The following is a 21874-nucleotide window of genomic DNA, read 5'->3' as shown; positions in this document are numbered from 1 at the left end:
GGCCGTTTCCTCCAGGTCGATGATGCCCATGACGGGATTGGCCGGCGTTTCCACGTAGATCAGCCGGGTACGCTCGCTCAGGCGGGCTTGCACGCTCGCCAGGTCGGGCACGGCAAAGGTCTGGATGCCAAGGCGGGGCAGCAGGTTGCGCATGATCCCGTCGGTGCCGCCGTAGAGCGTGCCGACGTAGATGGCCTCGTCGCCCGCCGAGAGCAGCCCGAGCAGCGTCGATGTGATGGCAGCCGTGCCGCTGGCAAACGCCACCGCGCCTTCGCCGCCTTCCAGCGCAGCCATCTTGGCCTCGAAGGTCTGCACGGTCGGGTTGGCGAAACGGCTGTAGAGAAAGCCCGGCTGCTCCCCGGAGAAGCGCCGCGCGCCCGCGTCGAAATCGTCGTAGGCAAACGACGAGGTGGCAGCGATGGGCGGCGCGATGGCGCCGGTCGACACATCCGGATGTTGTCCGGCGTGCACGGCGAGGGTGCGCAGGCCGAGGGCGGGGGAGGACGATGAAGCGGGCTTTTGAGAACGCATGACTGTGCCTTGACAAGGTGGGTTTGCTAGCCATCCGGGTCTTTCCCGAAGGCATGAGAATTATGTTTCTTGTTGAAAACCTGGGCCGGTTGCCCTGGCGCGTGTGCCGATGGTGCCTGCCCTCCTTGTGCATCGGCGTGCGCAACATGCATCACGCGTTCGCCCGCGACGGTAGCCGCGCAATATCGCGGATGCACTCGGCGATGATACGGCGCAAGGGGGTCGACGGCAGATCGATGAAGGAAGCGAAGTATGTCTGCGTCGGGAACGGCCGGGAGAGCCCGAGAAATCTTAGCGTTCCTGTATCGAGCTCGTTGCGGATGAGGTCAACGGGCAGCACCGCGTATCCAACGCCAGCACAGGCGAGGCGCAACATCACGGACAAGGAGCTGAGAACGTTCAGCTTGAAGCCGGCCAGATGCGGCGTGTCAAAGTAGGTGGCAACCGAGGCGAAGAGGTCCGAATCGACTGGATACGAGAGCAACATCTGCTGTTTTAGCGCCTCGACCGACGGCGATACGTTGCCGGGAATCAGGCGGGGGCTCGCGACCCAGGCGTAGTCAAGCTCCAGCAGCTTCAGGTTGTCCACGTTCGGTTCGTTGACACTGCCGAGGAGAAGGCCAATATCGAGCGCGCCGCTTAGTAGCTTGTGCCGAATGTCGGTGCTGGTGAGAGAAGGCAGATGGATATTGACGTCAGGCCATCTGGCATAAAGCACGTCAACCAGCGGCTCGAGTATTGCCCCGGCGACCGTGCCGCTCATGCCGATGGTGATCTGGCTGGGCATTGCATCCTTTGCGGCAAACCGCTGGGTGAACGCGTCCGCAAGGGCAAGCAGCTCCTCCGCCGGCGCCAGCATCTCGGCGCCCTCCGGGGTGAGGCACAGTTGCTTTCCCTTTTCCCGGACAAAAACCTTTACGCCCAGCTCTGCTTCGAACGCGGCGATGCGCGCGGAGATGGTGGCATCGGTGGCGTGAAGCCGCTGCGCAACCAGGGTCATCCTGCGCAGCCGGGCCGCCCAGACGAATGTTTCAAGAAATCGAAGGTTCATGGGCTGGCATCCTGCGCATGGCTTACGGCTCGGGCTCCCCCGCCTGTCCGCCTCAGGTCTGGAAGTTGACCGATGTCTTCGGCCGTTCGTCAACCGTCATCGAAAAGACATCCGGGCGAGAATAATGGCCGACTACGTCAAAGTCGTAGCGTGCGCGCACCAACTCGTCGGTATCGATCTCGGCGGCTACTAGGCCTTCCGCATTCAGCAAAGGCCCGGCGATGATGTCGCCCATCGGTCCAATGACCACGCTGCCGCCGCGGATCAGCGGGCGATCCGCTTCCCAATGCGGTACGTCGATGCCGAGTTGCCGCGGCGAGGCCTGGACCTGGCAGGCGCTGATGACAAAGCAGCGGCCCTCATGGGCAATGTGGCGCATCGACGCCTGCCAGATATCGCGCTCGTCCACGGTCGGTGCGCACCAGATCTCCACGCCCTTGGCATACATCGCCGTGCGTAGCAGGGGCATGTGGTTCTCCCAGCAGATCGCAGCGCCCACGCGCCCGGCGGATGTCTGCAGGGCAGGCAACGTCGAGCCGTCTCCCTGGCCCCAGATGAGGCGCTCCGTGCCCGTCGGCATCAACTTGCGGTGCTTCGCGGCGAGACCAGCGGCGGGATCGAAGAACAGCGCCGTACAGTACAGCGTATTGCCGTCTCGTTCAATGACCCCCACCACGAGGCTCGCGCCCGTGCGCGTGGACAGCGCCGCCAGCGCTTGCGTTTCGGGGCCGGGTACGTCGATGGCGTTCTCGAAGTAGTTGGCGAATGCGTCGCGGCCCTCGGGCAGGCGATAACCCAGCCGCGTACCGAAGATCTCGCCTTTGGGATATCCGCCCAGGAGTGCCTCCGGCATGACGACGACGCTTGCGCAGGATGAGAGGATCTTGTCCTCGAACGCCAGGATCCTGGCCAGGGTTTCGGCCTTTCCCGAGGGGGAGGAACCAATCTGGAGGGCGGCGACGATGGAAGCGGGCATGAGGTGTGGCTCCGGGAAGAGGGTTGCGCTATGTTCACGCCCACGCCATCATGAATCAAGGTGGATTGGGATGTATCTGATATGAATGCCATAGATATTGAGGCGATGGACCTCAACCTGCTGAAGGTCTTCGAGGCGCTCTACGAGGAGGGCGGCGCCAGCCGAGCCGCGATCCGCTTGGGCCTGACGCAGTCCGCGGTGAGCGCGGCGATCGGCCGCCTGCGCCGCGTCTATGGCGACCCGCTGTTCGAGAGAGCCGGGCGTGGCATGCGCCCCACGGCGCGCGCGCAGGAACTGAAGCCCGTGGTCAGTGAAGCGCTGAACCACTGCCGCAAGAGCCTTTCGATGGTGGCGCCGGGCGGCAACGTCTTTCACGAAAGGACGATCTCCATCGGGCTTTCGGATGACTACGAGATCGCCATGGGGCGCCGTCTCGTCGACCGCCTGGCGGAAATGGCGCCCGGCATCCGCTTGCTGTTTCGGCAGACACACAGTCAGAAGGCCGTGGAAATGCTGGTGGATCGCTCCGTGGACCTCATCGTGGCAGCGGGGGGACTGGCATCGCGGGCCGTGGCGAAGCATGTACTCGGGATGGGGGGCTATGCCTGCCTGGTGCCTGCCATTGGCGCGCCAGCGCGTGGCTTGACGCTTGAGGAATACGTGCGTAGGAAGCATATCCTGATCTCCTCCGGCGGCTTTGTGGGCATTGTCGACGAGGCCCTTGCCGCGCTTGGCCTGAAGCGGCGGGTGGAGGTTTCGACCACCCACTTCGCAGCCGTGCCGTTCCTGCTCCGCGGGAACGACACCATCGCGACGCTGCCTGCGCATGCCGCGCACGCCCTGGCTGGCCTGGGCGGCTTCCAGGTACTGCCGTGCCCGGTCGCCTTGCCCCGCGATCCCATTGAACTGGCGTGGCGGATGGACGTCCTTCGCGATCCGGCGGTGGCCGCTGTCAAGCAGGCCGTCGTCGATACCTTCGCCAACATGGCGTGGATCTCTTAGGAATCGGCTGACAGGAGGGAGGAAGTCAAAATTTCCTTGTCTGAGCGTAATTTTTATTTGTTTTACCAGCGCCGCGGCTTACGGCACGATCTCGCTCGTCAAGTGTGTTGCTTCATCACACTCATGCCACCGAGATGCCGCATGCCCAAATTGTTCTGCCTCGCCGCCGCCAGTCTCGCTTCACTGTGCTGCGCGGTACCAACCCTTGCTGTGTCGGCCGACTGGCCGGCCAAGCCCGTGACGCTGGTTGTGCCATTTCCCGCGGGAGGAGGGAACGACTTGGTCGCGCGCCTGATCTCCGCCGCGATGAGCACGGCGCTCGGGCAGTCCCTTGTTATCGACAACCGGCCCGGCGCCGGTGGCACGATCGGCGCGGGATTCGTCGCCAAGGCGCCGCCGGATGGCTACACCTTGCTGCTTTGCTCTACCGGGAACCTGGCGGTCGCCACGGCGCTATACCCAAAGCTGTCCTATGGGATCAAGGACCTGGTCCCGGTGAGCCACATCGTCAATACGCCGACCATCTGGGTGGCAGCCCCCCAAATTCCCGCCAACACCCTCAAGGAATTCATCAACCTGGCCAAGCGCGAGCCCGGCAAGTACAACTTCGCATCTGGCGGCAACGGGACGACGCCGCATCTTGCCGGAGTGGCCATGAAAATGCGGAACCACCTGGACATGCAGCATGTGCCTTACAAAGGCTCGACGCCCGCATATACGGACCTTACCGCCGGTCGCGTCAGCTTGATGATGGATAGCGTCATCTCCGCGTTGCCTTTCGTTGAATCCGGCCGCGTGAAGGGCCTGGCGACAGGGACGGCCAAGCGCCTGCCGCAGCTTCCCGCGGTGCCCACGCTGGCCGAGCAGGGCCTGAGCGAGCTGAGTTTTACGGGGTGGGTAGGAATATGCGCCCCCAGTGGAACGCCGGTCCAGGTGGTGTCCAGGATCGGCCAGAGCGTGAAGGAGGTACTCGCGCGGCCAGAGGTGCGCGATGCCTTTGCCAGGCAGATTGCGGAGCCGGTTGGCGATGGCCCCGCGAAATTTGCAGAGACGATCCAGCGCGATGCCCTGACCTGGCGCAAGATCGTTACCACCTCACACGCGGAAATGGACTGAAGCGGAGAGCCGGAAAATGAAAATCGCCGCCATTCAAATGGTGTCTTCTCCGAGCCTGCCGGACAACCTTGCCGTCGCGGAAAACCTGATCGATGAAGCCGTGCACGGCGGTGCCACGTTTGTCCTTCTGCCCGAGTACTTCTGCCAGATCGGTCTTCACGAGACTGACAAGTTCGCGATTGCCGAGGCGTTCGGCGAGGGGCCGATCCAGGCTTGCCTGGCCGCCAAGGCGAGGCAGCACGGCGTATGGATCGCGGGCGGCTCGCTCCCGCTGGCTACCACGCAAGCGCCAAAGGTCACCAACACGATATTGTTGTTCGGGCCCACGGGAGAGGTGAAGGCGCGCTACGACAAGTTGCATCTGTTCAGTTACCTGGATGGCACCCGCGACATTGACGAGAGCCGGACGATGGTCGCGGGCACCGAAATGGTCACGGCGCGGACGGAGTTCGGCTGCGTGGGGCTATCCATTTGCTATGACCTGCGCTTTCCGGAGCTCTACCGGGCCATGCGGCAAGTGGACCTCATCCTCGTGCCGTCGGCATTCACGCAAACCACTGGCCGTGCGCACTGGGAGATCCTGCTCCGTGCGAGAGCGATCGAGAACCAGTGCTATGTGCTGGCCGCGGCGCAAGGCGGGACGCACGCCAATCAGCGGCAGACGTTTGGCCACAGCATGTTGATCGACCCATGGGGAGACGTGGTTGCCAGCCTGCCCCAGGGCGAAGGCGTTGTCATCGGCGAGATGAGCCAAGACCGTTTGCGCAGCGTCCGCGAAGCCATTCCGGCGTTCAAGCACCGACGGATTCTGGGGCCGACGGCCATCGGCTTGTAGTACAGCAGGCCACGTCGGCGCACCTCAAGCCTCAAGCCTCAAGCACTTCAATCAAGCGTTCCAATTCTTCCCTCCCTCGTTCCAGGCGGGGGTGTGGCCCTCGTATTGCTTAACGGTTTGAAAGCTATGAAGACAAATGCCGCAACATTGGCTGCTGTGACGGGGCTGAGCATCTCGGTCTGCACCTCGGACGCAAAGGCCGAATCGGCGGTCTTTGGTGTCGTGGATATGGCACTCGATATCTCGAAGCAAGGACTGGGAACGCTGACACGCCTGCAGAGCGGCAGCGACTGGGGTTCGCGTTTCGGCATCAAGGGGGTCGAGCGCATCTCGCCGGGCCTGAGCGCCGTTTACTGGCTGGAGAGCGGCTTCGGGGCAGACGACGGGATGTCCCAGCAAGGCGGGAGGCTGTTCGGGCGCCAGGTATACATGGGTCTTTCCAGCGAGCAGCTGGGCCGGCTGACGTTCGGTCGCCAGTACTCTCCCGAGAACCGGATGTTCTGGAACATCGATGCGTTCAACGCAGGGCTGGCCGGCGGCCTTCCGGCCATTATTCCCGCCGGCGTGGCGCGTGCCACGCTCGGGCGGGTCGACAACTCCATCCTATGGACGTCCCCGGATCGCTGGCCGGGTGTCACTTACGTGATGTACGCACCAGGAGAGGTCGCGGGGAACCAGCGGGCCGGGCGGATGTGGGGCGTGTCCACGCGGCAGAAGAACGACCTCGCCGACTTCAACATCGGCTTCGTGACACAGCGCAACGCGACCGACACGGGAAAGCTGCAGGCCTTCAGCATGGGGGGAAACTACACGGTGGGGCCGGCGAAGCTGTTTACCGGCTGGCACCGCGACTGGAATAGCCAGGCAAATACGCCGTCAACAAAGGGGCCGGAGCAGGTCTACGACATGTTTCCCTTCGGCGTGAAGTACGGCGTCGGTGCGCAGGCCACGCTTATCGCCCAGTTCGTGCTGGTCAAGGACCGTACGCAAGGCGTGGCCAACAGAAACACCAATCTCATTGCCATCGGCGGCCACTACGCATTGTCAAAGCGCACGGTCTTGTTCGCCGCGTCAGGGCGCATTCTCAATAAAAATGGGTCACAGTACTCCCTTGGCGGTGGCTTGTACGCCGGGGGCACTGTCGGACCGGGTAACCCAACGGCTCGCACTGTCCAGATCGGCATGCGGCACAATTTCTGAGAGATTCCATGATTTCAAACTGGATCGCGCAGCATATAGGATGCATCCGCGTATTTAGATTCGAGGTGTTGCCTGGCCAGGAACTGGCCTACCGGCAATACTTGAGGAATGTGGTGGAGCCCATCGACGAGGTTGCTTTTGCCGATGGTGCCTTCCTTGAGGTGCTTTGCCTGACCCAAGCCAATCCGTGCGGCAAAAGCGGGACGCAGTGCCGTGTGTTCGCATTCCGCGACGTGGCGCAACGCAATGCCTTTCCCGGGCTGATTGCCGAAGCCGCCAGGCAGTTCGATCGGACCGGGGAAGCCCGCAATCTACGCAAGGCCTACGCCGATACGCTTCGGACCGTGGTCGGGGTCGACGACTATGAATTGAGCGCGTAGGAAGGGACGCCATTCCGCGACATGGGGAGCGCCGACGCCCACTGTCGCCGGCGATCTCCCTCCGTGCCCCTTGCCCGCCTCAGCGCGCAACGCCAGGACGATAGCGAAGTCTCTGCGGAAGATTCATTTGGTGTGTCGATGCGATTTGCGCGTTGCATGGAAAGCTGCGCTTGCCATGCGCCGCGGCCTAGATCAATCCCCGCTCGCATCCTCTGAACGTTCGTGCAAGACGTGCCCGAACTCATCCAGTTCCTTCTGGATCCTCGCCATGCTAGCGTCAATGGTCTGCTGCGTAACTTCGCCATCGACGAACTCAACCGAGACGCGGGTAATACGGGAGTCCTTGTCGACGATGCCTTGCAGCACCTTGTCAAATAGCTTCTCCCCCGCACGCAAGCCGAGCGGGCGGGGAACAAGCACCTTGATCAGCAGGATTTCCTCCTCACTCTCCGTTTTCTCCGTTTGCGCCGCATTGGCAAAGGCCGTCCGCAGATACGATTTGAGTTTCAAGACACTCAGGTTGCCGGGAACACCGATATGCGACACCCGAACCTTTTTCTCCGCCATGCTATCTCTCCACCGAAATTGAACGCGAGGACTATACCGCAGGCGGCATCGGTCCAACAAAGCGCAGCACTGTCGCAATGGATTACGCCAACGAGGATGCAGGTGCGGGTAAAGGGCTGAGCGTGACCGTGCTCATTCCTACGGCTGCTGCGCGCTAGGAAGCAACTGGTCAGGCAGCATGCCTGAGCGTGCGCAGGCGTCGCCGGTTGGCGTCCAGCGCCGCGTCATACTCCATGATGCGGGCCGTCTCGTGGCTCACTTCGGAGCCGAGGTACCGCTCAAGGAGGTAGAGCGTCAGGTCAATGCCGAGCGTCACGCCGCCGCCGGTAATGACATCGCCTTCATCGACCACCAGCGCCTGGACGGCTTGCGTGTCCGGATATAGTCTGGCCAGGGTGGTGCCCGGGCATTCCTCTGGTCCTGTGACAGGAAACTTTGTCGTGGCGGTCTTGCCTTCGAGCAGGCCGGAGGCCCCGAGGATCATGGCGCCCGTACATACGCTCGCCACGCGCTCGCCGCTGGCGTGACGCCGGCGGATAAACGAAAGCATGCCATTGTTATGCACCTGCTCGCGCCAGCCCGGGCCTCCGGTCACGATCACGACATCCGCCGGCGGCGCATCGGCGAACGCGTAGTCGGTTTCGACGCGCAGCCCGTTCTGCAACCGGACCATGCCGCCGTGCTCTGAAACGGTGAAGTACGAGAGCTTCTCCGTCACGCGTTTCGCCATCGATAGCGTCCCGATGACAGCGAGTTCGATGGGCTCAATGTGTTCATACAAAACGACCGCGATGCGCATGGTGTTGTCTCCGAGTGGGTTGTTTCCCAATCTTATGACATTGTTTCCTTTTGGGCAACTTACTCATTTCGCTAGCCTGCCGTTTTGCTACGTCTCACTTGAGGTCTGGCTCGGCAGGCTCCATTACAACCACCACTGCCTGTGCATCGCCCTCCAGGGCGCGGCCCCGATGCGGCGTGCTGGACTCGAAGTAAAGGCTGTCGCCAGCTTCCAGGATGCAGCGTTGAAGCTTGCCTTTGACTTTGAACTCGAATTCGACTTTCCCCGACAGGAGAAAGACGAATTCCTCTCCCGCATGCTCGAAGAAGAAGTCGAGATTGATCTCGGAGGGGAAGGTAAACATGAAGGGGTCCATGTGCTTGCGCTGCTTCTTGTGCGCCAGGCTCACATAGTCGTACCCGTAGGCGCTGCCGCCGCGAAACACGGGTTTGCGCTCCCAATGATGTACCACGGAGACGGGGGTGTCGGCACTTTCGGGCGAGACCGCGTCCGCGGCATCCGTGTCGACAAAGAAATAGCTCAGTTCCATGCCCATGGCGCGTGCGATGCGAGCCAGCGAGCCAATCGGCGGCGCCTTTTTCCCGTTCTCGATCTTGGATAGATAGCCCTTTGTGAATCCGGATAGCTCCGCAAGGGCTTCAAGCGTAAGGCCATGCTCGATGCGTGCCGTGCGCAGGCGCAGGCAGACGGCTTCTTCATCATCTGTCGGCGCCGTGCTCACATCCTGAGCGGCTTGCTTCTGCCGTGATGCGAGAAGTGTTTTATCGAGGGTTTTTGCCGTCATGGCTTGCAAGTTCCGTTCGCCCGTCTGGTAGGGGAATGGGAAACTTGGGCAAGTTTCCCGGTTGGAATTGTAAGCCTTGTTGCGTGGCGTTTGTTGCCCAGGGGGGTTGGGCGCCGCTTGCGCTGCCCTTGCGCCAGGAAGGCGACGCCACCGCAAGCAGCCATCCGTCAGGATTCGTAGAGGTTGTCCCGATAGGTTTCAGTGCTGGCCGCGGTAGCGATCAGGGTAACGAGGCCAAGCACGGCAATCATGATGGCCACGCCGACGAAATGTCCTTGCCTGGCCAGCAGGGCGGTCGCCAGCATGGGCGCAAGGCCGCCCCCGATGCCCGCCGCCACCTGGCACCCCAGCGATGCCCCGCTGTAGCGTACCTTGGTGCCGAACAGCTCGGGAAGCAGGGCGGCTTGTGGACCGTACATGGAGCCGTGGCCCAGATTCATGCAAATTGCCACGGCCAGCGCAATGATCGCGGGATTGCCGGTCTGGATGCACATGAATAGCGGATAGGCCGCCGCGATGGTGAAAAGGGATCCCAGGAAATACAGCGGGCGCCGGCCCCAGCGGTCTGACAGATGGCCGAACAACGGGATCGTCAGCAGTTCCAGCGCGGCACCAAGCAGCACGCCGTCCAAAATGACCGTCTTGGGAATTTTCAGTACGGTGGTCCCGTACACGACGACGAACACGGTGAGGATATAGACCCAGGCAACTTCGCAGACTTTCAATCCAATACTGATGACGAGGTTGCGGCGGTGCTTGGTCAGCACCTCGAGCAGGGGGATCTTCGGCGGCTCCTTGTCCTGCGACGCCGCGGCAAAGACCGGCGATTCCGAGACCTTCAAGCGGATATAAAAGCCCAGGAAGACAAGAATGGCGCTCAGCAGGAACGGGACGCGCCAGCCCCACGCCAGGAAGTCGGCGTCCGCCATCCTGCTCAGGTAGGCAAAGATGCCGGTAGAGGCAAGCATGCCCAGCGGGAATCCCATCTGCACCAGGCTCCCATAAAAGCCGCGCTTGTCTCGCGGCGCATGCTCGATCACCATCAGCGCCGCGCCGCCCCACTCCCCGCCGATGCCGATGCCCTGGATCACGCGCAGCAAGATCAGCAGCACCGGCGCCCAGATGCCAATCTGGCCATAGGTGGGGAGCAAACCGATGGCGAACGTGCCGCCGCCCATGAGGAACATCGTCGTCATCAGCATGGTCTTGCGGCCGACCTTGTCGCCGAAGTGCCCGAATACGACACCACCCAGGGGGCGCGCGATAAAGCCAACGGCAAAGGATCCCAGCGCGGCCATGGTCCCCATCAACGGGTCTAGCGATGGAAAGAACAGCTTGTTGAACACCAGCGCGGCGGCTGTGCCATAGAGCAAAAAGTCGTACCACTCGACCATGGTGCCGATGACGCTGGCCGTCACCACCTTGCTCATGCTGTCCCTGCCGCTGGATCGGTGCGCTGTGTCGACCAAACCTGCGGCGCCCTCCGTGTTTGTGTATGCATCCATCGGTGTCTCCTGTCTCCTGTTTGCTGCTTGTCATTGGCTTCGGGGGCGCAATCTCGCGAGAACTGCGCGTTCATAGTAGTCAATTGGGAAACATTTTCAAGCAATGTAGGGTAAACAAGGAAACTAAAGTTACTAATAAAGCATAAATATCAAAACACATTGAAGGTGGGTTGACCAAAAGGAAACTATTGAGTAAATTAGTTTCCGTGCGACGCATCGTGTTTGCGCGCTTGCACTTACCTAACTGTCCAGAGGAGACTGCCGTGATTGAGAACCAACACTTCAGCGAGCGTTTGAAGGGCAAACTGGAGCCGACCCCCGGCGGTTCGGTTTATGTCGATCCAGATACCCTCGAATGGGAGCCCTCCCAGTTCGAGAAGATCTCGATGAAAGTCCTGTATCGCAACGACGCCGCCGGCGAAATGACCGTGCTCCTCAAGTGGGAGCCAGGCGCGGTGCTGCCATTCCACAAGCATCCGGAGATCGAGCAAAGCTATGTGCTCGAGGGATCGTTCTACGATCACGACGGGATCTGCCGCGCCGGCCAGTTCGTCTGGCGCCAGCCTGGTTCATTGCACGAAACCCGTTCCGACGAGGGCTGCCTGCTGTTCGCGGTCTATCGCAAGCCGAACGTCTTCTTTGGTACGGCCGGCTTCCGCAAGACCTCCTGAAATTGCCGGCGTCCTATCCCCGGGGCGTGGTGCTCCGGGATTTGTCATTGGAGTCGCCATGGCTTGCGTCGTCACTGAAGCTTGCATCAACTGCCGCTATGGAGATTGCGCGGAAGTCTGTCCCGTGCATGCGTTCCATCAGGGGCCGAACTTTATGGTGATCGACCCGTCGGTCTGCCTGAATTGCACGATTTGCACCCTGGTATGCCCGGTCAATGCCATCAAGAATGACTATGACCTGACAGAGGAGGAACTCGGTTTCGTTGAACTCAATGACAAGCTGGCGCAGAAGTGGCCGGTGGTGAAAATTGGGGACGGGCCGCTGCCGGATGCCGACGATTGGGCGTTTCTGGAAAACAAGAGGGCGTTGCTGGTCTAGGGAGCAGGTGAGGGGCCATCGCCACGGAGAGCTGCCGTCCATGCGGTCAGCCGTGCAGAGGATCAGGAAGCGCCTGACAGCTTTGGGTGCTCGGCACACTAGCCAGTCGTCCCCGCTCTCTGGTGGCAGCACAACGATCGAGCGCGCGCAGATAACGCGCCTTGGCGTCGATGGCAACGCTGGTAAATGACTGTTGCAAAATCAAACAAAATGTCAGGTACCTCGGCGCTACAGTGGTCCTTCCCATGCCTGAAGGCGTTCTTTGGAGGTACACGAATGAAGCAACATCTGGCGAAATCCCTGTTGATGGCTGGCGCGATGATCGCGTCCTACCCGCTGTTCGCGCAGCAGGCCCAGCCCATTCAGCCGGCCCAGCCGATGCCGATGACTCAGCCGATGCAATCCACCCAACCTATGCAAACCGCCCAGTCGGTGTCATCCGCGCAGCCTGTGCAAGCCACGCCGGCGGCAGCGCCGTCGGCCCAGGCGACGCTGCCGGCCGCGCGCGATCCTTATGCGCAAGGTGCCGAACAGCCGGTTCAGCCGGGCGTTGCGCCCGCACCGGTCGACCCGACGCTGGCCCGCAGCCCCAACCCGGCAATGGACGCCGCCAGCATGAGCCTGGCTCCCGATGCGCTCGGGACGCGCCTGGGCCAGCGCAACCCCTTCCTCGACGGCGCCTGAGCGCCTGGCAGCCTTCCTGAGCCCCAACCCTTCGGAGTGCAACGTCCCGTGAACCGGGCAGTGCGCCGGCACGTCCGCGCCGGTGCTCTCCCTCAATGGCCCTTGCCCGCTTCCGCGCGCAGGGCCTTCACCTTGTCCGCGCTCACATCGCCGGGTTGTCCGCCGTAGCTCGCCCGCAGGTAGTTGGCCAGGTCGGCAAGCTCCGCGTCGCTCATGCGCGACGCAAAGCCGGGCATGTCCTGCAGGCTCTCCAGCCCGGGGAATTTCTGGGCTTCGATGCCGTCGAGCATGGATACGATCAGGTTGTGCGGGTCGGCGTTGCGCACGGTGGAGTTGCCCAGCATCGCCACCGCCACGTGCGGCTTGCCCTCGCCATCGCGGCCGTGGCAGCCGGCGCAGACGGCCAGGTAATGCTGGCGGCCGGGTTTGAGCAGGGCCGCGTCCGCGCTGACCGGCTTGAGCGGCTGGGGCTGCGGCGGCTGGTCGCCCAGCAGGTAGGTCGACATCGCGGCGAGGTCGGCCTTGTTCAGGTACTGGCTGCTGAGATGGACCACGGGGAACATCTCGCCGTAAGCCGAGCCTTGCGGCGCGATGCCGGTGGCGAAGAAGGTCTGCAGGTCGGCGCCCGTCCAGCCGCGCGCGGCCAGGCCGGCGGGCGTGATGTCCGGCGCGGCCACGCGGCCGAGCGCGGCGCCGGCCAGTGGCTTGGCCGCGTCCAGGCGGCCGAACGCGGCGCGCGGCGTGTGGCATTCGGCGCAGTGGCCCAGTGCATTGGACAGGTAGCGGCCGCGCTGCCAGGGCGGGGTCTGGCCGGTGGAGGCGTCGGGCAGCTGGTCCTTCAGGAACAGCAGGTTCCAGCCGGGCAGCGTCACGCGCATGTTGTACGGGAAGCTGAGATCGTGCGGCCTGTTGGCCACGGCAACCGGTTTCAGCTGCATCAGGTAGGCGTACATCGCATCGGTGTCGCCACGCGACAGGCCGCGATACGAGGTGTAAGGCATGGCCGGATAGAGATGCTTGTCCGGCGCGACCCCGTCGTGCAGCGCCTTGTAGAAATCGTCCGCGCTCCACTTGCCGATGCCGTGGTCCTTGTCCGGCGTGATGTTGGTGCCGTAAAAGGTGCCAAATGGCGAGGCTAGTTCCACCCCGCCGGCAAACGGCGCGCCCTGGGCGCTGGTATGGCAGGCGGCGCAATCCGCGGCGCGCGCCAGGTAGCGCCCGCGTGCGATCTGGTCGGCGGGAGAGAGCTTGGTGGCGGGCTGCTGGTCGGCGGCGGTGTCGATCGGGGCGGCGTGGTCGCCGCAGCCAGCCAGCAGGGCCGCGCCCAGCGCGGCCATTGTCGCCAGCGTGGTGCGCGCGTGCCGGAGGAAGTCGGGCTGGCTCGTCATCACTTGTCTTCCTTTACCAGGCCCGGGGTGTTGACCACCACGTCCTTGACGGCTTCGAAGTAACGCACGTAGCCGGTGCAGCGGCAGATATGGTCGTCGAGCGCCGCGGCGATGGTCTCGTCGACCTTGCCCCGCGCTACCGGCTGGCGCTTCAGCCGCTCCACCAGGATGGTCGCGCCGTTGACGAAGCCCGGCGTACAGTAGCCGCACTGGAAGCTGAAGTGCTCCAGGAACTTCTGCTGCACCGGCGACAGTTCCACTACCTCGCCCTTGTCGTTGCGCCTGGCGTGGCCTTCCACCGTGCGCACCTTCTTGCCCTGGAAGTAGTGCGCGCCGGTGATGCAGGCGCGCACTTCCTCGCTGCTGCCGTCGGCTTTGTCCAGGATCACCACGCAGGCGTGGCAGATGCCCTGGCCGCAGCCCAGGCGCGAGCCGGTGAGTTCCAGGTACTCGTGCAGGAAGTCGATCATCATCAGGCCTTCCGGCACGTCGATGGGGCCAACGTCCTTGCCGTTGATGTTGAGGGAAAGCGGTTGGGTGGCGATGCTCATGCCAGGACCTCCTGAATCTTTTCGGCGCTGACCGGCAGGGCGGTAAAGCGATGGCCGATGGCATGCGCGATGCCGTTGACGATGGCGCCCACCACCGGAATCATCACCACTTCGGCGATGCCCTTGGGCGGATCGGTGTCGGACACGGGCGGCAGGACTATCCCGGTTTGCGACCACACCGCCACGTCGCTGGCGCGCGGCAAGTGGTAGCGGTTGAAGTTCCAGGTGCCGTTGCCGGGCCCGTCCTCATAGAGCGGCAGGATCTCGTGCAGCGCGTGGCCGATGCCCATGGCGATGCCCCCCTGGAGTTGCCCGGACACCAGTTCCGGCGACAACTGCGAGCCGCATTCCATGATGGAGTGGTGGCTGAGGATATCCACCTTGCCGCTGGCCTCGGCCACCGACAGCTCCACCAGCGTGGCCACCGCGCTGTAATAGGTCACGGTCGCGTTGTTACGCTGGGTCGGGGCGATGTAAACCTTCTTGCGGTCCAGCACCTGGTAGCCACCGCTGGTGGTCATCCGCGCCTTGCGCGCGGCGTCCGCGCCATCGCCGTAGCGTACCGAGAGCCCGTCGATGGGCAGCCGGGCAGCCGTGCCGTCGACCTCAAAATCAGCCTCGCTCCATTGCCATCGATTGAACACGTGCACCGTGGCGCCCGTGACCAGGCCCAGCTCGTGCGCCTTCCTTGCCAGTTGTTCGTAGGGCAGCGCCTGCAGGCCGCCGGCGGTGAGCTTGCCCTTGACCCAGCGCGCATCCTCCACGCGCACCACCAGCGAGGCGGCCTGACCGCCGCCGACGCCCTGGCTCCAGATCGCCATGGCAGCGGGCCATAGGCCGTGCATAAAGACCACGCGCGCGGCTTCGCGGGTGCTGTGGGTGAAGTAGTAGGCTGAATTGGTCGCGCTGGAAGGCGAGGCGTAGGCCGGCGACCAGCGCGGATTGGCCGACAGCTTGTCCTGGTCGGCTTGGCTCATCAGGTAAGGATCGCCGGTGGCGGTGACGGGAAGGTCGGGCCAGTCGGTGATCGCCACGCGCACTTCGGTGGCTGGCTTGCCCAGCCAGCGCGTCACGGCCACCGCCTGCGAGGTCGACATGCCGGTGCCGATCTCGGCGCCGCAGTGATGCAGGGCGATGGTGCCGTCGGCGCGCATCTCCACCTTGGCGAACGAGGCTTCCGCGCCGGTGCCGAAGTCCTTCTGCACGCAGGCGAAGCCCACGCCGTAGCGCCGGCCGGGATGGCTCGCCTCGAAATCCGCCTTCTTCTTCGCGCGGCCGGTCCAGAGCGGATGGGCCCTGGCCGCCTCCAGCACTTCATCCACGCGGATGGCGCCGGCGGGGATCGCGCCCTGCGTATTCTTCATGCCCGAACGCAGCGCGTTCCTCAGGCGGAACTCGATGGGGTCGAGCTTGAGCTGCTCGGCGAACTCGTCGACCATCATCTCGGTGGCCGCCATGCTTTGCAGCGTGCCGTAGCCGCGTGCCGAGCCGGCATCGATGGCGCGCGAGGCGATGGCCACGGCGGTCAGGTCGTTCTTCGGGAAGTAATAGATCGACTGCGCCGCGGTGGCGCCCACCATTGCCACCGAGGGCGAGAAGTTGGCGCGGCCGCCGCCATTGGCCTCGAAGTCGCCCTGGAAGGACTGGAACAGGCCGGTGTTCTTGTCCACCGCGATGCGGTAGCGCATCCTGAAGGCGTGCCGCTTGATCGCGGTCTGGAACTGCTCGTAGCGGTCGTTGGCCAGGCGCACCGGCTTGCCGTCGGCGTAGAGCGCCGTCACCAGGCCATAGAAGGGGAAGTTGTAGTGATCCTTGGAGCCATAGCCCACGGTGTAGCAGGGATGGACGAACACCTGCTTCACCGGGAACACGCCCTTGGCCCTGGCCATCATCTCCGCCGCGCTTTCGCCGACTTCGATGGGGGACTGGGTCGGCACGACCATGTGCAGCGCCTGCGTGCCGGCGTCATACCAGCAGTTGGCGTTGTCTGGTTCCAGCGCGGCGGTATCGACGGACTGCGTGTTGTACTCGCGCTCCAGCACCAGCCAGTCAGCCGGCGGCTGGTCCAGTTGCTGGCGGATCTGGCCGGCGTGGAACATGCCCTGCTCGCCGAGCTGGCCGTGGTCCTTGCCGTCGGGCCAGACCGGTTCGTGCTTGCGCATCATGCTGGGGAACAGCGGCGCATTCTTCAGGCTGGAAAACACATCATCGTCGAACGGCGTCTCGCCGCCCACCCGCACGAAGCGGAAGGTGCCCCAGGGATCGCGCTCCAGCGGGCCGGTCGAGGCGCCGTAGCGGATGATCTCGTCGTGGAACTTGAGCTTGTCCTTGGCAAAGCGGAAACGGGCGAAATCGTGATAGATCAGGATCGCCACGGCATGACCGAGATAGGCCGGCGTCTTGCCTTCCGGCAGCAGCATGTCCTCGCCATAGAAGGCGGGAAAGGCCACGCCGTCGCGCGTCAGGTCCGCGGCGGTGACTACGCGGTCGGGCTTGAGATCGTCGCCCAGCAACGCCAGGTCGAAGCCCGCATAGCTGCGATCCGCCTTGGTGGCGCGCAGGATGAAGGCATGCGATTGCGCCTTGGGCCAGTGCGGCATGTCACGCGAACGGATATCGCGGGCGAAGACCTTGTCGCCAGTGACCTTGGCCATRCCGTCGATGCGGAAATTCGGGGCGCCGGTCTTGGGGTCCCACTGGACCGGGGTCAGGATTTTTTCTTCGAACAAGGCCGCGAAGGCCTTGCCGCCGATCGGTGCGATATACACCGATACCCCGGCCACGACGCTGGCCTTCAGGAACGTGCGGCGCGAAGGGCTGAAATTAGCCATGGATTTTCCTTGGGAATGCGCCGATGCCGCTGCGGCGGCGTCCGGACGAGATACACGGCCTGACACGTCCGGCCTGGGTAGCCGGGCGAACGAGACGGGAAGAACCGGAAGGCGAGGCGCAGCGGCAATCTAGGTCTCCGTACATGAGGGCGCGGGCACGAAGTACGGCACCGGCGCGGATTACGACGCAAGACTGGGCTGGTGATCTGTGGGGCAATGCAAGCATTTATTCTAGGCGTGGAAGTGCACGCCGGGGCGCGGATTCTGCGCCGTCGGGAGTGCGGCAGCAACGGGGCGGGCTGAATAATGCTTATCACGGCCGTGTCATCCCGTTGCGGGCGACATTGAAGTAGCGCGTTGTGCGGAGCACAAACCAGCGTCGCACGGGCGTGCCGCGCGATCGTCGTCCGGCATCGTCCGCGATGCCTGATCGTTGTAGCATCGCAGCCATGGACAACCTGCTCAGAAAACTCGACCTGACCTCGCTGCGGCTATTCGTCGCCGTCTGCCAGGAACAGAACATTGCCCGCGCCGCCGAGCGTGAATTCATTGCACCGTCGGCGGTCAGCCGCCGCATCGCCGAGATCGAGGCGATGATCGGCCTGCCGGTGATCCAGCGGCATCCGCGCGGCATCACGGTCACGCCAGTGGGCGAGACGGTGCTGCGCCATGCATTGGCCATCATCGGCAATATCGAGGCGCTCGGGGCGGAATTGTCGCGCTTTTCCTCGGGTGCGCGCGGGAATGTGCGGATGGTATGCAATCTCGGCGCCATCGTGCAGTTCCTGCCGGAGGACCTGGCGGCCTTTGGCCGGGTGTATCCCGATGTTGGCATCGAGCTGGAGGAGCAGCATAGCCCCGAGGTGCTGCGCATGGTGGGCGAGCGCAGTGCGGATTTTGGAATCTGCAACGCCATCCCGGGCGTCGAGCAGTTCGTCTCGCTGCCGTACCGGGAGGACCAGCTATGCGTACTGGTGCCGGGCGGCCATCCGCTGGCCTCGGCGCTGGCGGTGCGCTTCGCGGACTTGCTGGGCGAGACGTTTGTTGCGCTGCGGGATGAGAGCGCACTGAGCCGGCTGTTGTCGGATCAGGCTGCACGCCTGAACGCAGCGCTCAGGATCAAGATCCGGGTGGCCAGCCTGGATGCGCTGTGCCGCATGGTGCATGTCGGGCTGGGCATCGCCATCGTGCCGCGCCAGGTGGGCGAGCTTTACCTGAACACGCTCGATGTGGCGGCGCGGCCTCTGGCGGATGCCTGGGCCACGCGGCAACTGGTGGTGGTGTTCCAGTCGCACGAGCAGCTTTCGGCCAGTGCCGCGGCATTGGTGGGGTTTCTCTGCCGGCAATAGCGCCAATGGTGCCAATAGCGGTATTGGCAATAGCAACGATAGCAAGGCATGGCAGCCGTCTCGAACCGAGACGGCTGCCATGCCGACTCCGCACTTTGCCCGTCCGGCGCCAAAACATATAGTGGGGCCATCAGAACGAGAACCCCCATGATGGAAGACACCATTCGATTCAGCGGCCGCGTGCTGTACCTGTCGCAAGATCCCGCCTGCGTGCGCGCCCAGCTTGAGGGCAGGCCGATGACCCTGGCCGCAGCGGGCCCGCTGCGCGACAACATCTCCACCGATGAGATCACGCCTGTCACGATCATGCTCGCCTATGACGAGCGCCTGGGGCAATTCCCTTATGTGGGCTTTCAGGCCGGCGGCGAGCAGCCGATCGGCCGCGATGCGATCCGCAACGGCGGCTTCGCGGTCACTGTAGCGGGCAAGCGCTACGGCAAGGGGTCTTCGCGCGAGTCCAGTCCGCTGGCCGAGTTGTCGGCCGGCATCCGCCTGATCGTTGCCGAGAGCTTCGAGCGCATCTACCAGCAGAACTGCGACAACATCGGCATCCTCACCACCACGGACTTCACGGTGCTCGACCGGGTGCTGGCGGGCGAAGCGATCCCCATCGAGGCGTTCCTGACCGGGCGCGACGCGCTGACCCGGCAGGTGATCCGCGCCGGTGGCCTGCTGGCCTATAGCCGCGCGGCGAACTGGCCGGCGGCGGGCGAGGGTGCGCAGGCCACGGAGGCAACGGGCGATGCCGCACCGCGCACCCTGGTGGAAAAGATCATCGCCCGCCATCTGCTCCCTGGCACGCCGAGTGCTGAGCGCGGCCAGGGCGTGTTCGTGATGGCGGACTGGCGTTTCTCGCACGACTATTTCACCGGCATGTGCGCGCACCTGATGCATCGCGCCTTCGGCAAGCCGGCGGCGTTGCACCGGCCCGACCACATCATTGCCTTCCAGGACCACCTTGTGCTGGCGGCCCAGAGCTTTCCGCATGTGCGCGACGGCCTGCTGCCCGGTGTGGCCAACCTGATGCAGGGACATAGCAGTTTTGCGCACGACTACCCGGTGCGCTCGCATAACGCGCTTCCGGGCGAAACGCCGGGTTCGGAAGGCATCTGCCATGCGCTGATGGCCGAGCAATACGCGTTGCCGGGGCAGGTGGTGGTGGGTACCGATTCGCATACGCCGCATTCCGGCGCGCTCGGCTGCCTGGCGTTCGGCGCCGGCGCCACCGATGTCGCCAATAGCTGGGTCACCGGCTACGTGCGCTGCAAGGTGCCGGAGACGCTGCGCGTGGAGGTCGAGGGCGAACTGGCCGAGGGCGTGACGGCCAAGGACATCGTGCTCTACCTGCTGCAGATGGACGCAATCCGCTCCGGCGGTGCCATCGGCATGGTGTTCGAATATGCTGGCAGCACGGTACGGGCCTTGTCCATCGACGAGCGCGCCACGCTGACCAATATGGTGGCGGAGCTGGGCGGCTTTACCGGCATCGTCGAACCCGACGACAAGACCGTGGCCTTCCTGAATGCACGGCGTGGCGTCGACTTCGCCGTCGAGGACTGGATGCGCAGCGATGCAGGCGCAACGTACCGCGACGTGATCCGCATCGACGCAGGCGTCATCGCGCCCATGGTTGCGCGCCCCGGCGATCCTGGCAACGGCATCGCGGCGGACACCCTGGACCAGCCGGTGCCGGTGGACATCGCCTACGGCGGGTCCTGCACCGCCGGCAAGCGCGAGGATTTCGACTACTACCACGAGGTATTGCGCTGGGGCCTGGAGCATGGGCTCAAGGTGTCACCGCGCACTCGGCTCTTCCTGCAGTTCGGCACCCTCGGCGTGAAGGACTACTGCGAAGCGCGCGGCTACATGGACACCTTCGCCGCCGCCGGCGCCACCCTGGTCATGCCGGGCTGCGGTTCATGCGCCAACTGCGGGCCGGGCGCTTCCACCACCAGCGGGCAGGTCACCATCAGCGCCATCAATCGCAACTTCCCCGGTCGCTCGGGGCCGGGCCAGGTCTGGCTCGCCAGCCCCTACACCGTGGCCGCGAGCGCGCTGGCCGGGCAGATCAGCACCTTTGGGCAATTGCAGGCCAGTACCGCCCGGCCTGCCTCGTAGTCATTCACCCCAGGCCCCCGCGGCAGCGAGGGCATCGCGGCACCTGAGCGGGGCGACAGATCCCGGCCGCCATTCACAGCATTCACAGGAGACAGACATGTTCCCCATCACCTCGCGCGCCCTGCGCGCGGCGGGGCGGTTTTTTGCCGCCACTGCCATGCTGTCCGCGGCAGCCGCACTGCCGGTCATCGGCACGCCCGCCGCCCGCGCCGCCGACAAATATCCCGCCAGGACCGTGCGCCTGATCGTGCCGAACTCGCCGGGCTCCACCGCCGACGTGGTCGCGCGCGTGGTGGCCGAGGGGCTGGGCCAGGACCTCGGGCAGCCGTTCTACGTGGAGAACATTCCAGGGGCGGCCGGCATTCCCGGCACGCGGCAACTGGTGTCCGCCGCCGCCGACGGCTACACGCTCGCGGTGGTGTCGTCCAACCATGCCATCAACCCCGGCTTGTATCGCAATATTCCCTACGACAGCGTAAAGGACATCACGGCCGTGGCGCTGATCGGCACGACGCCGCTGGTGCTGGTGGTGGGTGCGGGCTCGCCGTACAAGACAGCGCAGGAACTGATCGTCGCGGCGCGCGCCCATCCGGGCAGCCTGAGCTACGGTTCCTCTGGCAAAGGGAGCGTGCTCCACCTTGCCGGCGAACTGCTGAAATCCAAGGCAGGCATCGATATGCTGCACGTGCCCTACAAGGGAGTGAATACGCTGATGACCGATGTGCTTGGCGGACAGATCAATGCCGCCTTCCTGGCCACGCCATCCGCCTTGCCGCAGATCAAGGCCGGCAAGCTGAGAGCCCTGGCGGTCAGCACCCCGACGCGGCTGGATAGCCTGCCCGGCGTGCCGACCCTGGCGGAGTCCGGCGTCAAGGACTATGCCTACGACGCCTGGATCGCGCTGGTCGGCCCCGCCGGCTTGCCCAGGGACATCACCGCGCGGCTACAGCAGGCGATGGCCAAGGCGCTGGCGGCGCCCAAGGCCAAGGAACTGTTCGCCGCGCAGGGCTTTGTCGTGAAGAGCGGCAATGGCGAAGAGACCGCCCGCCTCATCCGCGACGAACTGGGCAGGAGCCAGGCGCTGATCAAGAGCGCGTCGATTGCCGTGGAGTGAGGGTGCACCCACCAGGGACCAGCGGGCATCTCTCGATTCAAGC

General features: G+C 64.2%; 21 protein-coding genes. 11 read left to right on the top strand and 10 right to left on the bottom strand.

The window, feature by feature from the left end:
* The 3 genes from AC1DKD_RS22100 to AC1DKD_RS22090 form a co-directional block, all read right to left on the bottom strand.
* A partial coding sequence (locus AC1DKD_RS22100; protein WP_477143710.1) for a PLP-dependent transferase occupies positions 1 to 531 on the bottom strand: 531 nt, incomplete at its 3' end.
* Between the two features lie 151 nt (positions 532 to 682).
* On the bottom strand, positions 683 to 1582 hold the full coding sequence (locus AC1DKD_RS22095) for a LysR family transcriptional regulator (RefSeq protein ID WP_441634981.1): 900 nt from the start codon (positions 1580 to 1582) through the stop codon (positions 683 to 685).
* A gap of 52 nt (positions 1583 to 1634) precedes the next feature.
* On the bottom strand, positions 1635 to 2558 hold the full coding sequence (locus AC1DKD_RS22090; protein ID WP_441634983.1) for a carbon-nitrogen hydrolase family protein: 924 nt from the start codon (positions 2556 to 2558) through the stop codon (positions 1635 to 1637).
* A gap of 81 nt (positions 2559 to 2639) precedes the next feature.
* On the opposite strand from AC1DKD_RS22090, the gene AC1DKD_RS22085 reads away from it, so the two are divergent.
* The 5 genes from AC1DKD_RS22085 (at position 2640) to AC1DKD_RS22065 (ending at position 7091) form a co-directional block, all read left to right on the top strand.
* A complete protein-coding gene (locus tag AC1DKD_RS22085) occupies positions 2640 to 3560 on the top strand; it encodes a LysR family transcriptional regulator (RefSeq protein ID WP_441634985.1) in 921 nt (306 codons plus the stop codon).
* A gap of 141 nt (positions 3561 to 3701) precedes the next feature.
* A complete protein-coding gene (locus AC1DKD_RS22080) occupies positions 3702 to 4676 on the top strand; it encodes a Bug family tripartite tricarboxylate transporter substrate binding protein (protein ID WP_441634987.1) in 975 nt (324 codons plus the stop codon).
* A 16-nt stretch (positions 4677 to 4692) separates the two neighbouring features.
* Positions 4693 to 5511: a carbon-nitrogen hydrolase family protein gene (locus AC1DKD_RS22075; protein ID WP_441634989.1), complete on the top strand. Its 819-nt coding sequence runs from the start codon at positions 4693 to 4695 to the stop codon at positions 5509 to 5511.
* A 93-nt stretch (positions 5512 to 5604) separates the two neighbouring features.
* Complete coding sequence (locus AC1DKD_RS22070) at positions 5605 to 6711, top strand: porin (RefSeq protein WP_477143709.1); 1107 nt, start codon at positions 5605 to 5607, stop codon at positions 6709 to 6711.
* 8 nt (positions 6712 to 6719) lie between these two features.
* Positions 6720 to 7091, top strand: a complete 372-nt coding sequence (locus tag AC1DKD_RS22065; RefSeq protein WP_441634993.1) for a hypothetical protein — start codon at positions 6720 to 6722, stop codon at positions 7089 to 7091.
* A gap of 192 nt (positions 7092 to 7283) precedes the next feature.
* On the opposite strand, the gene AC1DKD_RS22060 is transcribed toward AC1DKD_RS22065, so the two are convergent.
* The 4 genes from AC1DKD_RS22060 to AC1DKD_RS22045 form a co-directional block, all read right to left on the bottom strand.
* Positions 7284 to 7658 (bottom strand): hypothetical protein, encoded by a 375-nt coding sequence (locus AC1DKD_RS22060; protein WP_441634995.1) that lies wholly within the window; start codon positions 7656 to 7658, stop codon positions 7284 to 7286.
* A 169-nt stretch (positions 7659 to 7827) separates the two neighbouring features.
* Positions 7828 to 8457 carry a DJ-1/PfpI family protein gene (locus AC1DKD_RS22055; RefSeq protein ID WP_441634997.1) on the bottom strand — a complete coding sequence of 210 codons (630 nt, stop codon included), beginning with the start codon at positions 8455 to 8457 and terminating at the stop codon, positions 7828 to 7830.
* A gap of 94 nt (positions 8458 to 8551) precedes the next feature.
* The gene (locus AC1DKD_RS22050; RefSeq protein WP_477103696.1) at positions 8552 to 9241 is read right to left on the bottom strand and encodes a helix-turn-helix domain-containing protein; all 690 of its coding nucleotides are present in this window, start codon (positions 9239 to 9241) and stop codon (positions 8552 to 8554) included.
* Positions 9242 to 9408: 167 nt separating this feature from the next.
* Positions 9409 to 10746 carry an MFS transporter gene (locus AC1DKD_RS22045; RefSeq protein WP_441635001.1) on the bottom strand — a complete coding sequence of 446 codons (1338 nt, stop codon included), beginning with the start codon at positions 10744 to 10746 and terminating at the stop codon, positions 9409 to 9411.
* A 263-nt stretch (positions 10747 to 11009) separates the two neighbouring features.
* On the opposite strand from AC1DKD_RS22045, the gene AC1DKD_RS22040 reads away from it, so the two are divergent.
* The 3 genes from AC1DKD_RS22040 (at position 11010) to AC1DKD_RS22030 (ending at position 12480) form a co-directional block, all read left to right on the top strand.
* Positions 11010 to 11417, top strand: coding sequence for a cupin domain-containing protein (locus tag AC1DKD_RS22040; RefSeq protein WP_400092867.1), 408 nt, complete (start codon positions 11010 to 11012; stop codon positions 11415 to 11417).
* Positions 11418 to 11475: 58 nt separating this feature from the next.
* Positions 11476 to 11796 (top strand): DUF3470 domain-containing protein, encoded by a 321-nt coding sequence (locus AC1DKD_RS22035; protein ID WP_045235870.1) that lies wholly within the window; start codon positions 11476 to 11478, stop codon positions 11794 to 11796.
* A 276-nt stretch (positions 11797 to 12072) separates the two neighbouring features.
* Entirely contained in the window at positions 12073 to 12480 is a 408-nt protein-coding gene (locus AC1DKD_RS22030) for a hypothetical protein (protein WP_441635003.1), read from the top strand.
* Between the two features lie 92 nt (positions 12481 to 12572).
* On the opposite strand, the gene AC1DKD_RS22025 is transcribed toward AC1DKD_RS22030, so the two are convergent.
* From AC1DKD_RS22025 to AC1DKD_RS22015, 3 genes are read right to left on the bottom strand one after another with little or no spacing between them, the layout of a single operon-like run.
* Positions 12573 to 13868 carry a c-type cytochrome gene (locus AC1DKD_RS22025; RefSeq protein WP_477111825.1) on the bottom strand — a complete coding sequence of 432 codons (1296 nt, stop codon included), beginning with the start codon at positions 13866 to 13868 and terminating at the stop codon, positions 12573 to 12575.
* Positions 13868 to 14419 (bottom strand): (2Fe-2S)-binding protein, encoded by a 552-nt coding sequence (locus tag AC1DKD_RS22020; protein ID WP_441633189.1) that lies wholly within the window; start codon positions 14417 to 14419, stop codon positions 13868 to 13870. The genes AC1DKD_RS22025 and AC1DKD_RS22020 overlap by 1 nt, the downstream gene beginning before the upstream one ends.
* Entirely contained in the window at positions 14416 to 17250 is a 2835-nt protein-coding gene (locus AC1DKD_RS22015; RefSeq protein ID WP_441633191.1) for a xanthine dehydrogenase family protein molybdopterin-binding subunit, read from the bottom strand. Before AC1DKD_RS22015 ends, AC1DKD_RS22020 begins: the two co-directional genes overlap by 4 nt.
* Before the next feature lie 449 nt (positions 17251 to 17699).
* On the opposite strand from AC1DKD_RS22015, the gene AC1DKD_RS22010 reads away from it, so the two are divergent.
* The 3 genes from AC1DKD_RS22010 to AC1DKD_RS22000 all read left to right on the top strand — a co-directional run bounded on the left by AC1DKD_RS22010 (position 17700) and on the right by AC1DKD_RS22000 (position 21831).
* Complete coding sequence (locus AC1DKD_RS22010) at positions 17700 to 18599, top strand: LysR family transcriptional regulator (RefSeq protein ID WP_441633193.1); 900 nt, start codon at positions 17700 to 17702, stop codon at positions 18597 to 18599.
* 150 nt (positions 18600 to 18749) lie between these two features.
* Positions 18750 to 20717 carry an aconitase family protein gene (locus tag AC1DKD_RS22005; RefSeq protein WP_441633251.1) on the top strand — a complete coding sequence of 656 codons (1968 nt, stop codon included), beginning with the start codon at positions 18750 to 18752 and terminating at the stop codon, positions 20715 to 20717.
* A gap of 97 nt (positions 20718 to 20814) precedes the next feature.
* Positions 20815 to 21831 carry a Bug family tripartite tricarboxylate transporter substrate binding protein gene (locus tag AC1DKD_RS22000; protein ID WP_441633195.1) on the top strand — a complete coding sequence of 339 codons (1017 nt, stop codon included), beginning with the start codon at positions 20815 to 20817 and terminating at the stop codon, positions 21829 to 21831.
* Positions 21832 to 21874: the final 43 nt, after the last annotated feature.

The sequence above is a fragment of the Cupriavidus sp. 05T313 genome, assembly GCF_056396665.1.
This window is presented reverse-complemented; position numbering and strand designations above follow the sequence as displayed.

Bases quoted from the DNA above. Each gene is read 5' to 3' on its own strand.
- AC1DKD_RS22095 (WP_441634981.1), bottom strand. From the start codon at position 1,582: ATGAACCTTCGATTTCTTGAAACATTCGTCTGGGCGGCCCGGCTGCGC.
- AC1DKD_RS22090 (WP_441634983.1), bottom strand. From the start codon at position 2,558: ATGCCCGCTTCCATCGTCGCCGCCCTCCAGATTGGTTCCTCCCCCTCG.
- AC1DKD_RS22085 (WP_441634985.1), top strand. From the start codon at position 2,640: ATGAATGCCATAGATATTGAGGCGATGGACCTCAACCTGCTGAAGGTC.
- AC1DKD_RS22080 (WP_441634987.1), top strand. From the start codon at position 3,702: ATGCCCAAATTGTTCTGCCTCGCCGCCGCCAGTCTCGCTTCACTGTGC.
- AC1DKD_RS22075 (WP_441634989.1), top strand. From the start codon at position 4,693: ATGAAAATCGCCGCCATTCAAATGGTGTCTTCTCCGAGCCTGCCGGAC.
- AC1DKD_RS22065 (WP_441634993.1), top strand. From the start codon at position 6,720: ATGATTTCAAACTGGATCGCGCAGCATATAGGATGCATCCGCGTATTT.
- AC1DKD_RS22060 (WP_441634995.1), bottom strand. From the start codon at position 7,658: ATGGCGGAGAAAAAGGTTCGGGTGTCGCATATCGGTGTTCCCGGCAAC.
- AC1DKD_RS22055 (WP_441634997.1), bottom strand. From the start codon at position 8,457: ATGCGCATCGCGGTCGTTTTGTATGAACACATTGAGCCCATCGAACTC.
- AC1DKD_RS22050 (WP_477103696.1), bottom strand. From the start codon at position 9,241: ATGACGGCAAAAACCCTCGATAAAACACTTCTCGCATCACGGCAGAAG.
- AC1DKD_RS22045 (WP_441635001.1), bottom strand. From the start codon at position 10,746: ATGGATGCATACACAAACACGGAGGGCGCCGCAGGTTTGGTCGACACA.
- AC1DKD_RS22035 (WP_045235870.1), top strand. From the start codon at position 11,476: ATGGCTTGCGTCGTCACTGAAGCTTGCATCAACTGCCGCTATGGAGAT.
- AC1DKD_RS22030 (WP_441635003.1), top strand. From the start codon at position 12,073: ATGAAGCAACATCTGGCGAAATCCCTGTTGATGGCTGGCGCGATGATC.
- AC1DKD_RS22025 (WP_477111825.1), bottom strand. From the start codon at position 13,868: ATGACGAGCCAGCCCGACTTCCTCCGGCACGCGCGCACCACGCTGGCG.
- AC1DKD_RS22020 (WP_441633189.1), bottom strand. From the start codon at position 14,419: ATGAGCATCGCCACCCAACCGCTTTCCCTCAACATCAACGGCAAGGAC.
- AC1DKD_RS22010 (WP_441633193.1), top strand. From the start codon at position 17,700: ATGGACAACCTGCTCAGAAAACTCGACCTGACCTCGCTGCGGCTATTC.
- AC1DKD_RS22005 (WP_441633251.1), top strand. From the start codon at position 18,750: ATGGAAGACACCATTCGATTCAGCGGCCGCGTGCTGTACCTGTCGCAA.
- AC1DKD_RS22000 (WP_441633195.1), top strand. From the start codon at position 20,815: ATGTTCCCCATCACCTCGCGCGCCCTGCGCGCGGCGGGGCGGTTTTTT.